Here is a 14,044-nt window from a genome sequence, read left to right on the forward strand (position 1 = left end):
GCACCGATCCGGTCACGCCAGGCGTGTCGCCCCGCACATAGGCGAAGCCTTCGGTAGATGAGTCAACGACCAAGAAGACCAAGCCCACCGAAGGCTTCGCTGTGACCCTACCCGGCCCCGGGCGCGGTGACCTCACCGACGCCCAATGGTCTGTGCTCGAACCGCTCCTGCCCGTGCCGGCCACCGGCCGTCCGCCCTCGCACTCCAAGCGCACCCTGATCAACGGCATCCGCTGGCGTGTGCGGACCGGTGCTCCCTGGCGCGACGTACCCGAACGCTACGGCCCCTGGCAGAGCGTCTACGACCTCTTCCGCCGCTGGACCCGCAACGGCACCTGGGCCCAAATTTTGGACGCCCTGCGCGCCCTGGCCGACGCGGCGGGCCTGATCACCTGGCAGGTCAACGTCGACTCCACCATCGTGCGCGCCCACCAGCACGCCGCCGGAGCCGCGAAAAAGGGGACCGGGAAGATCACGGAACGGACGAGCCCGACGACCATGGGCTGGGACGCTCGCGGGGCGGGTGGACCACGAAGATCCACCTGGCCTGCGAGCAGCGCCAAAAGCCCCTGTCGGTGGTGGTCACGGCCGGCCAGCGCGGGGACGCCCCCCAGTTCGAGACGGTCATGGAACGTATCCGGGTGGCCGGGCACGGGCGGAGCGGGCCCGCGCGCACCCGGCCGGTGCGGGTGCGCGCGGATAAGGCCTACAGCTCAAAGAAGATCCGTGCCTACCTGCGCAGACGCAAGATCAAGGCGACTATTCCCGAGCCTGCCGACCGGGTGCGCAACCGCAAGCGCAAAGGGGGTCGGGGCGGGCGCCCGCCCGGCTTCGACAAGGTCGATTATCGGGCCCGGCACGCGGTCGAGTGCGCGATCAACCGGCTCAAACGCAACCGGGCGGTGGCCACGCGCTATGACAAGCTCGCCCTTCGCTACGAGGCCACCATCCAGATCGCTGCCATCAACGAATGGCTCTGACTTTCCAAACAGGCCCTAGGGCGTGCAGCGGATACCCGCCCTGGGTCCGGCCCCGAAAACCGCTTGTCGGGGCGACGGACGGGTGCCACTCTGCCACCCATGCCCAGCCGCTACCAGGTCCGTGCCGAGCACGACGCCGACACGATCGTCGTCTACCAGGCGTACTCGCCGGCGATCGCCGAACCCGCCCTGCGGGGGGCCGTTTCGTGCCGCCCTTCTCCCTCCACCGGATGACGTGGATCAAGCCGTCGTTCCTGTGGATGATGTACCGCAGCAACTGGGCACGCAGGGCCGGACAGGAGCGGGTCCTGGCCGTGCGGATCACCCGCCGGGGTTGGGAGCGGGCACTCTCCCTCGCGGTACCGACCACGGCCCCCGCGGAGGAGGTCGCCCGGGCACCCGTCCACGTCCAGTGGGACCCGGAGCGCTCGCTGCGCGGAGCCGCCCTCAACCACTACAGCATCCAGGTGGGCGTGGGCCGCGGTCTGATCCGGGAGTTCGCCGAGGAGTGGACGGTCGAGCTCACCGACGTCACTCCTCGAGTGCGACGGATCGCCGAACTCCTGCGAGCGGGGCGAGCCTCGAAGGTCCCCCGGCACCTGCCTCCCGAGCGCCCCTACCCGGTGCCGCGTGAGAGCGCCCGGCGGCTGGGTGTCGACGGCTGAGGTCAGTTGATCGCGCTGATGCCCCCGTCGCTCTTGAGGAGCTGGCCGTTGATCCACTGTCCGCGCGCCGAGCACAGGAAGTCCACGAGGTGCGCGGTGTCCTGCGGGGTGCCCAGGCGGCCGAGCGGGGTCAGACCGGTGAGCTGCTGCCTGAGCTCTCCGGTCATCCACCCGGTGTCGACCGGGCCCGGGTTGATCGCGTTCGCGGTCACGCCCAGGTGGGCCAGCTCACGGGCGGCGGCCAGCGTGATGCGGTCCAGCGCGGCCTTGCTCGCACCGTAGGGCAGGTTGTCAACGGTGTGATCGCTGGTCAGAGCAATGATCCGGCCGGTTCCGTGGTCGCCGCGGAACCGCTTGGCGTACTCGCGGATCAGCAGCCACGGGGCACGCGCGTTGACGGCGAAGTGCCGGTCGAAGCTCTCGACACCGGTGTCGAGCAGGCCGGAGTCGACGGACTCGCAGTGGCACATCACCAGGGCGGTGACGGGGCCCAGGCGCTCCTCGGCCGCGTCGAGGACCGCCGCCGGGGCGCCGGGGCCGGCCAGGTCGGCCTCGATCGCCGCGGAGGCCGCCCCGAGTCCGGTCAGCGCACGGGTCGTGGCCTCGGCGGCGCCCTCCTCGATCCCCCAGTCCATGCGCTCGTCGTAGGGCGTCCAGTAGGTGAACGCGACGTCCCAGCCGGACGCCGCGAGCCGCCGGACGATGCCGGCGCCGATGCCGACGCTGCGCCCCACCCCCGTCACCAGGGCGACGGGTCGGGTGCCGGGGGCGGAACGCGGTGCGGGTTCGGACGTGCGGTGCTCGCTCATGGGCACGGATCATCCTGCACCGGCTCCGGCCCGGCAACGGCTTTTCCGGCGGGCACGGTCGGCTCGGACGCGCCCGGTTCGGGCACGTCGTCGGAGGTGACCCGGTCGATCCACTCGATCAGCTCGGCGAAGACCTCCTCGCGGTTGGTCTCGTTGAACAGCTCGTGCCGCGCGCCCTCGTAGACCCGGTACGTCAGGTCGGCCACGCCCGCGCGGCGGTAGCGGTCGACCAGCGCGTCACTGAACTCCAGCCCCTGGTTGAGCGGGTCCCTGTCGCCGACCAGGATGTACAGCGGCAGGTCGTCGGGGGCCCCGGACGGGTCGCCGAGCCGCTCGAAGGCGGCCGTGAGCAGCAGGCCCGTGCTCGTGTCCGTGAGCCCGAAGCCGCACAGGGGGTCGGCGACGTAGGCGTCGACCTGGCTCTCGTCCCGGCTCAGCCAGTCGGCCTCGGTCCGCAGCGGCTCGAAGGCGGCGTTGAAGTAGGCCATGGTGTCCGCGGCGCCGGACTCGACCAGGCGGGACAGCAGCAGGTCGACGGCGGTGGTCCCGCACAGCGCCACACCGTCGGCGAGGCCGGGGTGGTCGAGCAGGTACTGCTGGGCGGCGAACGAACCGAGGCTGTGCGCGACCAGCACCAGCGGCAGGTCGGGGTGGCGCGCGCCGACCTCGCGGGACAGGGCCGCCATGTCGTCGACCAGCAGGTTCCACCCGTTGTCGCCGAGTTCGCCCGGACCGTCGTGCATCGAGAGCCCGTGGCCGCGGTGGTCGTCGGCGTAGACCGCGTAGCCGTGCGCGTTGAGGGCCGCGGCCAGCGGGGCGTAGCGGGCCGCGTGCTCGCCCATGCCGTGGGAGATCTGCACGACCCCGCGTACGGGCGCTTCGGGCACCCACTCGTGGACGTGGATGGTCAGGCCGTCTCGACCGGTGAGTGTGAACATCGTCGACTCCTGAGGGATGGCGGGCGCGTACGGGAGCGGGGCCGCACACGGCCGTGGCACCCGTCCGGAGGGCAAGGGCCCGTCGGGACCGACCGCGCGGACAGGAACATTGTCGCGTTATCGGATTCCCCGCCGCCGTTCGGGGTTCTCCCTGTTCCTCCGCGTTCCGCCACGCGGCGCGGCGCGAGGCGGGGCCCACGGGCGCGGGAGAGGGCGCGGCCCTCCCGAGGCCCTGCCGTCTGATCTGGCCGTTTCCCCGATTTTCGGCGCGCGCTGCGAAACAATGGTGGCTCGATCGAGGCCAACGGAAGGCGAAGCATGGGAACCCCGGACAGGAGCACCGACGCCGACACCGAGCCGTCCGGCTTTCCGCGCACACGGGCGCGGGCGGCCGACCTCCTCCCCCGGCTCATCTCGGCCGAGGCCGAGCACGACCTGCCGGTGGTGGAGTGGCGGCTCGACCACCAGGGGCGGCTGCTCGGCGAGATCCGCGACGGAGGGATGTCGGCCACCCGCTGCTGGGCCGACTTCTTCGGCGCGGCCGTGCACGAGCTGCCCGACATCACGAACGCGTCGGGCAACCCCCAGGTCGCGACCGGTCTGGACGACTACCGGGGCGTCACGGTCGTGGTGAAGTCGCGGACCTGAGCACGGCGGCGAAGGGGACCGCGGCGCACGGGAGGCGGACGGGGACCGCGGCGGACGGGGGCGGGCCGGGGCCCGTGCGGGCACCGGCGCTCCCCCGGGGGAGAACGCGGCCGGGACTGGGAGCGATCCCCGGGTAGGGCGCGCAGCCGAGGCTGGGAGCGATCCCATTCCATGGCACTACCCCCCTTGTCCGCGACGGGGCGGACACCTACAGTCACTTAACACGCATTCAGCAAGTGGGCGATCCACCCCACGGCCCGCGCGGAATCCGCTACTTCGCGCGTGTCCCGGATCCGGTCACCGGCTGATCCCGCCACACGTCTGGAGCCCCCGTGCAGCACCGAAGAAGCCACCCCGCCCGCCGCGTCCCCGTCCTCGTCGCCGCCGGAGCCGTGGCGGCCACCGCGGCACTGACCCTGACCGCCCTCACCGTCCCGCGCGGCGGCGCCGGGCCCGCCTCCTCCGACAACGCCGACCTGACCGCCGCGTCCGGTGCGCTCGTCTGGTCCGACGAGTTCGACGGACCGGCCGGCGCCGCGCCCGACCCCGCGAACTGGAACCACGAGACCGGTGACCACGGCTGGGGCAACGGCGAACTGCAGAACTACACCGACAGCCGCGAGAACTCCGCCCTGGACGGCAACGGCAACCTCGTCATCACCGCCCGCCAGGAGGCCGACGGCGGCTACACCTCGGCGCGGCTGACCACGCAGGACAAGGTCGAGCAGGCCTACGGCCGCTTCGAGGCCCGGATCAGGATCCCCACCGGCCAGGGGGTGTGGCCCGCGTTCTGGATGCTGGGCGACAACTTCCCGGAGACCCCGTGGCCCGACTCCGGCGAGATCGACATCATGGAGAACGTCGGACACGAGCCGGGGACCGTCCACGGCACCGTGCACGGGCCGGGCTACTCCGGCGCGAACGGGATCGGCGCCTCCTACGGCCACCCGCGGGGCGGCGCGTTCACCGACGACTTCCACGTCTACGCCGTCGAGTGGACGCCGGACTCCATCACCTGGTCCGTCGACGACGTGCCGTTCAACACGCTCACCCCGGCCGACCTGGGCGGGAGGACATGGGTGTACGACCATGCGTTCTTCATGATCCTCAACGTCGCCGTCGGCGGCGCGTGGCCGGGCTACCCGGACGAGACGACGCGGTTCCCCCAGCAGATGGTGGTGGACTACGTGCGGATCTACGACCTCTGACCCGGCCTGACCGGCGGCGGCCCGCGACGGCCGCCGCCGGCCCCCGGTCCACGAACGCGTGTGCGCGGGCCGCGGCGTCGGCGTAGCGTGCCCTCCAGAAGCGTCGAGACGAGGAGTGAGCATGGTGGAGGGCACGGAACTGCCCGAGCGCAGCCGACGGGTGGCCGAGGCACTGGGCGCGGCGGGAGCCCGGGGCCGCGTGCGCGCACTGCCCGCCTCGACCCGCACCGCGCAGGCCGCGGCCGAGGCCCTGGGCTGCGAGGTCGGCGCGATCGCCAACAGTCTCGTGTTCATGGCGGACGAGCGGCCGCTGCTGGTGATGACCAGCGGCCGGCACCGGGTGGACACCGCCCTGCTGGCCGAGCGGCTGAGCAAGGGAACGATCCGGCGGGCCGAGCCCGAGGAGGTCAGGGCCGCGACGGGACAGGCGATCGGCGGCGTGGCACCCGTGGGACACCCCGCGCCGGTCGAGACCGTGGTGGACGCGTCCCTGGCGGACTATGAGCGGCTGTGGGCCGCCGCCGGAACTCCCCACACCGTCTTCCCGACCGACTACGCCGAGCTGGTCGCGATGACCGGCGGCAGGGCCGTCGCCGTCAACTGACCCGCGCCGACCGGCCGAGGCGTGGCTGGAGGGGCTGCTCCCGGCACACGCCGGGAGGTCGATCGTGTCCAGAGATGGTGTGGACGCCGAAGCAGCGTGGGGCCGGTGGGTGGCCGCCCGGCATGCCCTAGGATCCGGACGTGCCGCACAAATCCGACTCCCCACCCCGCCCCGAGCACCGCGATGACGCGGTCGACGACGCGGTGCGCCTCCTGCGCGCCCCCGGCACCCGGTGGCGGGGCGTGCTCCGGCTCGCCGACGCGCTGGACGCGGGAGCCGCGCCCGACGGAGTGCGGGCCGCGGCGGGCGAGGCGCTTCCCGCCGACCTGACCGGCCCCGCCGAAGCACTGCTGGCGCTGGCCCGCGTCCACGAGCGCTGCGGGACGCGGCCCGACGCCCGTCCCTGGCCGGCGTGGCGCACCGCCGACCTGCCCGTGCCGGTTCAGGTGGCCTGGCTGCGCGCCGAACTGCACACCGACCCGGCCGCGACACTGCTCCGCGAGCCGCCCGGCGAACGCCTCTACCAGGCGGCCCGGCAGGCCGACCCGGCCCGCACGCGCCGACCGGAACCGCTGGTCGCCGCCCTCGTCGGGAGCGGCGATCCGGCCCTGGCGGCCGAGGCGCTGCGCTGTGTCCGCCGGGGTCTGCGCGCCGGCCTCCTCACCCCCGCCGTGGCCCGTCGGCACACCGTCCGGCTGCTGCGCTCCACCGCCCCCGGGGTCGTGGCCGACGCCCTGCGCGAACTCGCCGAACCGTGGGCGGCACTCGGGCCGTTGCCCGCCGACCTGCTGTCCGGCCTGGTCACCGGTGACGGCCTCGATCGCGAGGTGACCGAGGCGGCGCTCGGCACCGCGGCCCGCCACGGCCACGGAGACCTCGTCCGCCGCGCGGTGACCGACACCGGTCTGCCGCCCGCCGCGCGCCGACGCGCCCTCGAACTCCTCGGCGACCTGGCCGACCGCGACGACATCGACGCCCTGCTGGACCTCGCCACCGCGGACCCGGCGCTCTTCGGCCGGGCCGCGCTGACCTGCCTGAGCGGCCTGCACCGGCGCGGGCACTTCCCGCCGCCCGAGGCGGCGCCGACCGTGGTGGCCCTGGCCCTGGCCGACGACTCCATCCCCGCGACGGAGGCGGCCACGGTGCTGTACACGTGTCGCCGGGAGGCGTTGGATTCGCTGGTCGGGGCCGCGCCCGACGATCCCTCGTGGCCGCGCCGCCTCGATCTCATGGTCGCCCTCGCCGAGCAGGGCACGTCGGACCTGCCGGTCGGCGCGGAACTCACCCGGCTTCTGGCGCGGGCGACGGCGCCCGCTCCCTTCCTGGACGCCGTCCGCGCGCTGCGCCACCGGGAGGCGGAGGAGGCGGTCCTCGCGCTCCTGCCGACCGCGCCCGCGGCGGCCCTGCGAGCCCTGGAGGCCGTGGGCGGCGAGCGAACGGTCCTCGCCCTGGCCGAAGGACTCGGCCTCGCCGACGGACTCGGCGCCCCGGGGACCCTCGCGTCGGCGCCGACCGCCACCGACCAGGCCGCGACCCCCGCCACGGCCACCCGCCACAGTGAAGCCGGCGCCGTCGAGCCGGGTCTCCGCGACCGCGATGAGGCGGGCGGCGCCGCGACCCGCCCCGCGACCAGTGCCGCCGGCGGACCGGGCCCACACGTGTCGGACGGGGAGGCGGCGATCGTGGAGCCTCTGCGCCCCGTCCGGCACGCGGCGCTCACCCTCCTGTGGCGGCTGGCCTCCGAACCGGAGCGCCGCCGGGCCCTGCTCGCCCGCCTCGATCCGCACGACCTCCCCTCCGGTGTGGTGGCCGACCTGGGCGCGCCCGATCCGGCGGAGCTGGCCGTCCTGGCCGCCCGACTCGACCCCCGCGATCCGGCGGCCTCGCTCTGCACCGTCGCCGCGCACGGCGACGCCACGGATCCGGGCGTCCTGTCCGACCTGTTGCTGCGGGTGGCGAGCGACATCGCGACGGCCAGGGAGCCCGACGGCGGCCCCTGGCCTTCTGACGGCTGCGGCACCGGCGAGGAACCCACCGTGCCCCAGGACGTCGTCAACGCACTGTGCGGCCTCGGCCGCCGACTCCACGCGCGGGGCCGGATCAGGCCGGTCTGCCTGCTGGACGCGGCCGACGGCCGGGCCGCGGGCCGGGCGTTCACCGCGAGCCTGGCGCTGGACCTGCTGGAGCGCCCAGACCTCGCCGACGGCGAACGCGTCGTGCTCCTCGAACTCCTGTCGCGCGTGCCCTTCCCGGGGACCCGCGCACGCGTGCACCGGTCGCTGCGCCACCGCGACCCGCACGTGCGCAAGCACGCGATCGCACTGGTGGCCGGGGACCCCGCGGACGGAGCCGACGACGCGGCCGACGGCGCCCGTGCCCTGTCCGCCTCGCTCGTGGCGCTGACCGCCGCCGCCGACATCCAGACCGTCCGGCAGGCCGTGGCCGCCCTGGGCCGGGCCCGGGCACGCTGGGCGAGCGGGGCGATCGCCGCCTGCCTGGACCACGCGAACATGAACATCCGCAGGACCGCCGCCCGGGCCCTGGTCGAGGCGGGCAGCCCCGGAGCCGTTCCCCCGATCCTGCGCCATCTGGGACGCTCCGACCATCCGGGTCTGCGCGCGGAGCTGGTCCGAGCGCTGGACGCCGTCCTCGGCGACACCCGGACCGCGACCGTGCTCGCCGCCGCCGAAAGCGCGACAGGGCGGGCACGACGCCGGCTGCTGCTGAGCCTCGACGGCCTCCTCCCGGTGCACACGTGCGCGGCGCTGGCCGAGCAGGGGTCGCCGACGGCCGGGGACCTGCTCGTCCTGGTCGACTCGGGCGAGGTCGGCCTGGCCGACGGCGTACCCGGCGACCTGGCCGAGGCGTTGTCCGCGCACGGGATCGACCCGACCGCGGGCGGTCCCGTGCGCGGCGGTTCCACGGACGAAGCGGCGGCCGCCGATGCCGATGCCGAGGCGTTGCTGCGCCGGGGGTGGGACACCGCGGTCGCCCTGCGGCTGGCGGCCCGGCCGGAGCCGCCCGGGGCCGAGCGGCTCCAACGGCTCCGTCCCCGCTTCCCCGACCTGTTGCGCCTCGCGGACGCCGGACCGACGGCGCGCGTGCTCCGGCTGGCGCTGCTGACGTGTCCGGCGCCGAGGTCGGCACAGGAGCAGCGGCTCCTGGCACGGCACGCGACCACGCTGGTGGCCGGGCTCGCCGACCTGGCGACCGCACCCGGTGGTTCCCTGTCGGCGGCGGCCGAGGCGTCGTCCGAACCGGGCGGACCCGACGCGGCGCTGGTCGACGACCTGGTCGAGGCGCTGGAGGACGCGGCGCCGACACTGGCCGCGGACGAGGCCCTGTCGGTGGTGGAACGACTGCGCGACCTGCCCCCCGCCGCCGTCGACGGCCGCCGAGCGCTGCGGTCGCTCCGGTTCCTGGGCGCGGTGCCGGTGCGGTCCGATCTGGACCGCGCCCTGGCCACCGCCGGGTCGGGCCCCGACCCCTGGTGGGCCGAGGCCGCCGTCCTGCGCGAGGCGTTCGGGCTCGACGAGGACGGTGAGGGGACCGGTACCGCCCGCTCGCACGGGACCGAGGGCGACGCCTGGCTCCGCGCGTTCGCGATCGCGGCGCGCTCGCCCGCCGGTCTGACGGAGTTCCGACGAACGGACACCAACGGGTTCGGTGGTGCCCGAGTGGGCACTGGCACCCGTGCGACCCAGGTAGGCGACGGGACCCGTGGGACCCGGGCGGGCGACGGATTCGATGCTCGCGGGCGTCTGGCCGCCCTCGTCGAGGCCTACCCGGGCGCCGAACCACCCGTACGCCCCCTGCTCCTGGACTGGATGTGCGACCTGCAGCCACTCGGCGCCCCGCCGTGGACCATCGGCGAGAACGCCCGCGCGAGCACGGCACCCTCGCGGACCGTGCACGACGACGACCTCGACCAGCCCCCGTCCACCGCCCTGCGCGAGCGACTGCTGGTCCTGCTCCGCGCACCTGAACAGGACCGCCGTGACGCCGCCGCCCAACGGCTGCTGAACTGGCCCGAACCACGGGTGCGCCGCACCGTCCTGGACGCCTACCTGCGCGGCGACCTCTCCATCCCACTCGGCATCCGCCTGTCCGACACCCTGACCCGCGCCCTGGCCACAGCGGACCCCTCGGTGTGGCGGGCGGAGGATCTGCGCCCCGAACGCCTGCTCGACGTCGCGGACCACGTGAGACCGCAGGCGCTCACGCCCCTGGTCCCCCTCCTCCTGGAGTGGTGGGCGCACGGCGCCGGCGGCCTGCGTCCCGACGCCGCGTGCCTCCTGCGCCGGGTCCCCGATGAGGTCCTCGCGCCACACCTGCGCGCACGCGTCGAGTCCGGTGACCACGGATGGCTCGACCTGCTCAGGCGCCGCCCGCTTCTGCGCACCGCCTGGCTCACCCGAGCCGTCGCCCGGCTGCGCGCCCAGGGACACGACGACCTCGCCGACGACCTCGTCCTCGTCGACGGTCCGCTGCGCCCGCCCGGGACCGCCGCGCGAGACGCCGCCGCCGTCCTGCGCGGCCTGCGCGAACGCCGTCCGCCCGCGACCGGGCGGGACGGTCGCGGGCCCTCCCGGGCGGACCTCTTCCGCCTCGCCCGGACCAGCGACCCCGAGCGGGTGCGCCGGGCTCTGCGGCGGCTGGTCGAGACCCGTCCCGGCCCCGGCCCGGACACCGACCCCGCGCTGGTCGACCTGCTCACCGACCTCCTGGAGCAGCCGCGGCCCAAGATCCGCCTGTACGCGCACCGGGCCGCCCGGGAACTCCTGGACCGCGAGACCCACCTGCGCCTGACCGTGCTGCTGCTCGACGACCCGCGGCCGGACGTGGTGCGGACGGCCGTGCGCGTCCTGTGCCGCGCCCGGTGGAAGGCCGCGGTCCCCGACGTGGTCGGCCTGCTCGCCCACCCCCACACCATGGTCCGCGCCGCCGCCGCGGACGGGCTCGCCGAGCTGGGTCCGATGGCCGTCCCCGCGCTCAGGTACGCCGCCGACCACGCCCGGCCCGACCGGCGCGGCCTCTACGCGGGGGTCCTCGCCCGGATCGACTCCGACCACGCCTGATTCCGCGGTCCCGCGTCCGCCGGCCGCCGCCTCCCTTCCCTCCAGGACCAGGACCTCACCAGGAACGGCGCGACCCCGGACCCACCGGAGCGGAGCGGCGCGAACGCCGGTAGCCGCGCTCGGGGGCGCGCGCCGCCGGTCCTGACAGGTCGGCGGCACCGGCCGTGCGGCGGCGGGCTCGGCCGGGTCCGGTCAGTCGGCGGGCGCGGCCGCGCGGCGGGTGCGCTCGGTGTGCCTGCGGGACTTGGTGCGGTTGCCGCACACGCGCATCGAGCACCAGCGGCGGCTCTGGTTCTTCGACCCGTCCCAGAAGACCCACCCGCAGGTGTGCTCGGCGCACCGCTTCAGCCGCACCGACCGTCCCGTCAGCACCAGATCGACCCAGTCCAGTGCGAGCCGGACGCAGGCGCGCCGAACGGGCGCCAGGTCCGGCGCCGGCACGAGGACCGGGCGGCCCGCGACCGCCGAGGTGAGGCTGACCAGGACGGGCAGCTCGGCCAGGAGGGCGTCGGCCCGCGCCAGCGGATGCGGGTCCGGCTCACCCGTGGCGACGAGGACCTCGCGGATCCCCGTGCGCAGGTCCAGGCACGCGCGGTGGTCGGCCGCGTCCACGCGCGTGCCGGGCTCGACCAGCTCGTTGTCGACCAGCCACCGCGCGAGGACGTCGGAGTCGGCCAGGTCGTCGCGGCCGCTCTCCAGGTCGAACGTGTTGGTGAACCGCTCGATCCGCCGCGCCGCTTCCGGCTGCTCCATCGCACCCTGCCTCCCATCAACCGGTCATCGTCCAACACAGGATAGCAAGTTCTCCACAAGAGGGCTTGTCGGAACGTCACCCCACAAGGATAGTATCCACCAAACGTACTTTGGAGGTTACTATGGCCGCGCCGGTGGTCTCGGACCGCACGAGCGGGCGGAACACAGGGGTCCTCGTGGCCTTCACCGCCGTCACGAACATCGCCGACGGGGTGCTCAAGGTGGCGCTGCCCCTGCTGGCCACCCGCCTCACCGACTCCCCCGGCCTGATCGCCGCCGTGGCCATGACCCTGTCGCTGCCCTGGCTGCTGACCGCACTGCACGTGGGCGTCCTCGTCGACCGGTTCGACCGCCGCCGCCTGCTGTGGATCGCCGACCTCACCCGGGTGGCGGTCATGGGCTCCCTGGTCGCCGTCCTGGCCACCGGCAAGCTGTCCCTGCCGGTGATCTACGCCGGCGGCGCCCTCATGGGCCTGGCCGAGGTGGTCGCCATGACCTCCGTCGCCGCGATCGTCCCCTCCGCGGTCGCCCCGCGCTCGCGCGAGCGCGCCAACGCCTGGGTGGCCGGCGCGGAGACCGCCTGTGGCGAGTTCGCCGGACCGTTCGTCGGCGGCCTCCTCGTCGTCGCCCTGGGCGCGGGCCTCGCCCTGGGCGCCACCGCCGCCGCCTACGCGGTCGGCGTCCTGGTCCTGCTCCTGCTCGTCGGGCGGTTCGCTCCCGCCGCACAGCCGCCGACCACCACCGTCCACCACCGGCTCGTGGAGGGCCTGCGGTTCCTGTGGCGCCACCGCCTGCTGCGCGGGATGGCCGCGATGATCTCCGTGCTGGCGGCGTGCTGGGGCGCGTGGACGGCACTGATGCCGCTGGTCGCGACCTCCCTCCTCGGGCTGGACGAGCACGAGTACGGGCTGCTGCTGAGCTGCCTGGGCGCCGGCGGAATCGTCGGCGCCCTCAGCGTGACCTGGGTGAACCGTCTGCTCGGTCAGCGGTGGTCGATGTTCGCCGACCTGCTCGGCACGGCCGCGATGGTGGCCGCACCGGCTCTGACCGACGACCTGGCCGTGATCGGCGCGGCGGCCTTCCTCGGCGGCATGGGCGGGACGCTGTGGACGGTCAACGCACGGACGATCGCCCAGCGCCTCGTGCCCGCGGAGATGCTGGGCCGGTACAGCGCGGCCGCGCGCCTGTTCACCTGGGGCGCGATCCCGCTCGGCGCCGGGCTGGCCGGCCTGGCGGCCGAATTCGTCGGAGCCCGCGGCGCCTTCGGGCTCTTCGCCCTCGCCGCCCTGGCCATGGCCGTGCCGTTCCTGCGCGTGCTCACCCCGACCGCGCCGGCCGCGTCACGCGGCGCCCGGTGACACGTCCGTCGGAGCCGCCGCGGACGGGGTCGGCTGTGCGACACTGGCGGGCCCGGACACCCGGCGGGAGGCGAGGGCGATGGCGACCGAGGACGACCTGCGACGACTGGCCCTGGGGCTCGCGTCGGTGACCGAGCGGCCCTGCTACGGGACACCGGCCTTCTACGTCGCCGGGAAGATCTTCGCACGGGTCCACGAGCAGCCCGGCGTGGTGGTGCTGTGGCGGGAGAGCCGGGAGGAGCGCCAGGTGCTGTTGGAGAGCGAGCCGGAGGCGTTCTTCCTCACCGACCACTACCGCGACAGCGCCCTCGTCCTCGCCCGCCTCGCCCGCCTGGACGAGGACGAGCTGGCCGAACTCCTCACCGAGTCCTGGGAGACCCGCGCCCCCGCCCGGCTCCGCCGGCCCTGACCGCGGCCCGTCCTCGGGTCGATGGAGTCCATGCCCACCGCGACCACGGCCAGGACGACGCCCGCGACCAGCGCGACGGCGGCGGGGCGGCCGGCCCGCACGGCCTTCCGGACCGAGGGGGCAGGGCCGGCCCGACCAGCGCGATGGCCATGGCCGGGACCGGTTCCGCTCGGCGGTTCACGGCGCCCTAGGGTCGCCGCATGCACACCACCCTGACCGAACACGCCCGTTGCCTCTATGGGGACGAGTACCGGCCGTCGCCGGAGTACGGCCTCGAACACCACGAGCGCTCCTTCGTCGAGGAGCTGACGTTCGCCGAACCGGAGTCGATCCTCGCAATGCTGCACGAACTCTGCCCGAACGTGGTCGACGGCCACCTGCCGGTCTGGATCCGGAACCTGGCCTATCGGTTGGTCCTCCTGCAGCGGCCGGACGAACCGGCGCTGCTGCGTGAGGCCGCGGAGAGCCTGTGGATGCACGGCCCCGACTGGGACGACCGCGCGGCCGACCTGGTGGCGCGGGCCGACGCTGTGGAGGGGCACTGACCACGGTCACGGGCCGGATGGAACAGGGTCCTCGCCGTGGCCGCGGTCTC

General features: G+C 74.8%; 12 protein-coding genes and 1 pseudogene. 10 read left to right on the forward strand and 3 right to left on the reverse strand.

The window, feature by feature from the left end:
* Positions 1–101 precede the first annotated feature (101 nt).
* The 3 genes and pseudogenes from HNR10_RS03065 to HNR10_RS03070 all read left to right on the forward strand — a co-directional run bounded on the left by HNR10_RS03065 (position 102) and on the right by HNR10_RS03070 (position 1,644).
* Positions 102–979: pseudogene (locus HNR10_RS03065) on the forward strand (IS5 family transposase).
* A 99-nt stretch (positions 980–1,078) separates the two neighbouring features.
* Positions 1,079–1,213 (forward strand): DUF4291 family protein, encoded by a 135-nt coding sequence (locus HNR10_RS31650; RefSeq protein WP_281390084.1) that lies wholly within the window; start codon positions 1,079–1,081, stop codon positions 1,211–1,213.
* Complete coding sequence (locus HNR10_RS03070; protein ID WP_281390085.1) at positions 1,210–1,644, forward strand: DUF4291 family protein; 435 nt, start codon at positions 1,210–1,212, stop codon at positions 1,642–1,644. The genes HNR10_RS31650 and HNR10_RS03070 overlap by 4 nt, the downstream gene beginning before the upstream one ends.
* A gap of 2 nt (positions 1,645–1,646) precedes the next feature.
* Here the strand turns inward: HNR10_RS03070 and HNR10_RS03075 are convergent, their stop codons facing one another.
* Both HNR10_RS03075 and HNR10_RS03080 read right to left on the reverse strand, forming a co-directional pair.
* Entirely contained in the window at positions 1,647–2,453 is an 807-nt protein-coding gene (locus HNR10_RS03075) for an SDR family oxidoreductase (RefSeq protein ID WP_179820683.1), read from the reverse strand.
* Positions 2,450–3,391 (reverse strand): alpha/beta fold hydrolase, encoded by a 942-nt coding sequence (locus HNR10_RS03080; protein WP_179820684.1) that lies wholly within the window; start codon positions 3,389–3,391, stop codon positions 2,450–2,452. Before HNR10_RS03080 ends, HNR10_RS03075 begins: the two co-directional genes overlap by 4 nt.
* A gap of 318 nt (positions 3,392–3,709) precedes the next feature.
* Between HNR10_RS03080 and HNR10_RS03085 the strand changes: the two genes are divergently transcribed.
* The 4 genes from HNR10_RS03085 (at position 3,710) to HNR10_RS03100 (ending at position 10,929) form a co-directional block, all read left to right on the forward strand.
* Positions 3,710–4,039 (forward strand): hypothetical protein, encoded by a 330-nt coding sequence (locus tag HNR10_RS03085; RefSeq protein WP_179820686.1) that lies wholly within the window; start codon positions 3,710–3,712, stop codon positions 4,037–4,039.
* Between the two features lie 332 nt (positions 4,040–4,371).
* Positions 4,372–5,247: a glycoside hydrolase family 16 protein gene (locus HNR10_RS03090; protein ID WP_376769723.1), complete on the forward strand. Its 876-nt coding sequence runs from the start codon at positions 4,372–4,374 to the stop codon at positions 5,245–5,247.
* A 121-nt stretch (positions 5,248–5,368) separates the two neighbouring features.
* Positions 5,369–5,851 carry a YbaK/EbsC family protein gene (locus HNR10_RS03095; RefSeq protein WP_179820688.1) on the forward strand — a complete coding sequence of 161 codons (483 nt, stop codon included), beginning with the start codon at positions 5,369–5,371 and terminating at the stop codon, positions 5,849–5,851.
* Between the two features lie 140 nt (positions 5,852–5,991).
* Complete coding sequence (locus HNR10_RS03100) at positions 5,992–10,929, forward strand: HEAT repeat domain-containing protein (RefSeq protein ID WP_179820690.1); 4,938 nt, start codon at positions 5,992–5,994, stop codon at positions 10,927–10,929.
* A gap of 192 nt (positions 10,930–11,121) precedes the next feature.
* Here HNR10_RS03100 and HNR10_RS31010 read toward each other — a convergent pair whose 3' ends face one another.
* On the reverse strand, positions 11,122–11,682 hold the full coding sequence (locus tag HNR10_RS31010) for a CGNR zinc finger domain-containing protein (protein ID WP_179820691.1): 561 nt from the start codon (positions 11,680–11,682) through the stop codon (positions 11,122–11,124).
* 122 nt (positions 11,683–11,804) lie between these two features.
* On the opposite strand from HNR10_RS31010, the gene HNR10_RS03110 reads away from it, so the two are divergent.
* The 3 genes from HNR10_RS03110 (at position 11,805) to HNR10_RS03120 (ending at position 13,994) form a co-directional block, all read left to right on the forward strand.
* Positions 11,805–13,040 (forward strand): MFS transporter, encoded by a 1,236-nt coding sequence (locus tag HNR10_RS03110; RefSeq protein ID WP_179820693.1) that lies wholly within the window; start codon positions 11,805–11,807, stop codon positions 13,038–13,040.
* A gap of 79 nt (positions 13,041–13,119) precedes the next feature.
* Positions 13,120–13,449, forward strand: a complete 330-nt coding sequence (locus tag HNR10_RS03115; protein WP_179820695.1) for an MmcQ/YjbR family DNA-binding protein — start codon at positions 13,120–13,122, stop codon at positions 13,447–13,449.
* Positions 13,450–13,649: 200 nt separating this feature from the next.
* On the forward strand, positions 13,650–13,994 hold the full coding sequence (locus tag HNR10_RS03120) for a hypothetical protein (protein ID WP_179820696.1): 345 nt from the start codon (positions 13,650–13,652) through the stop codon (positions 13,992–13,994).
* Positions 13,995–14,044 lie beyond the last annotated feature (50 nt).

The organism is Nocardiopsis aegyptia, from assembly GCF_013410755.1.
In the GTDB taxonomy this organism is placed as follows: Bacteria; Actinomycetota; Actinomycetes; order Streptosporangiales; family Streptosporangiaceae; genus Nocardiopsis; species Nocardiopsis aegyptia.

What these genes read in the sequence shown, in the direction of transcription:
- HNR10_RS31650 (WP_281390084.1), top strand. Translation starts at nt 1,079, where the DNA reads ATGCCCAGCCGCTACCAGGTCCGTGCCGAGCACGACGCCGACACGATC.
- HNR10_RS03070 (WP_281390085.1), top strand. Translation starts at nt 1,210, where the DNA reads ATGACGTGGATCAAGCCGTCGTTCCTGTGGATGATGTACCGCAGCAAC.
- HNR10_RS03075 (WP_179820683.1), bottom strand. Translation starts at nt 2,453, where the DNA reads ATGAGCGAGCACCGCACGTCCGAACCCGCACCGCGTTCCGCCCCCGGC.
- HNR10_RS03080 (WP_179820684.1), bottom strand. Translation starts at nt 3,391, where the DNA reads ATGTTCACACTCACCGGTCGAGACGGCCTGACCATCCACGTCCACGAG.
- HNR10_RS03085 (WP_179820686.1), top strand. Translation starts at nt 3,710, where the DNA reads ATGGGAACCCCGGACAGGAGCACCGACGCCGACACCGAGCCGTCCGGC.
- HNR10_RS03095 (WP_179820688.1), top strand. Translation starts at nt 5,369, where the DNA reads ATGGTGGAGGGCACGGAACTGCCCGAGCGCAGCCGACGGGTGGCCGAG.
- HNR10_RS31010 (WP_179820691.1), bottom strand. Translation starts at nt 11,682, where the DNA reads ATGGAGCAGCCGGAAGCGGCGCGGCGGATCGAGCGGTTCACCAACACG.
- HNR10_RS03110 (WP_179820693.1), top strand. Translation starts at nt 11,805, where the DNA reads ATGGCCGCGCCGGTGGTCTCGGACCGCACGAGCGGGCGGAACACAGGG.
- HNR10_RS03115 (WP_179820695.1), top strand. Translation starts at nt 13,120, where the DNA reads ATGGCGACCGAGGACGACCTGCGACGACTGGCCCTGGGGCTCGCGTCG.
- HNR10_RS03120 (WP_179820696.1), top strand. Translation starts at nt 13,650, where the DNA reads ATGCACACCACCCTGACCGAACACGCCCGTTGCCTCTATGGGGACGAG.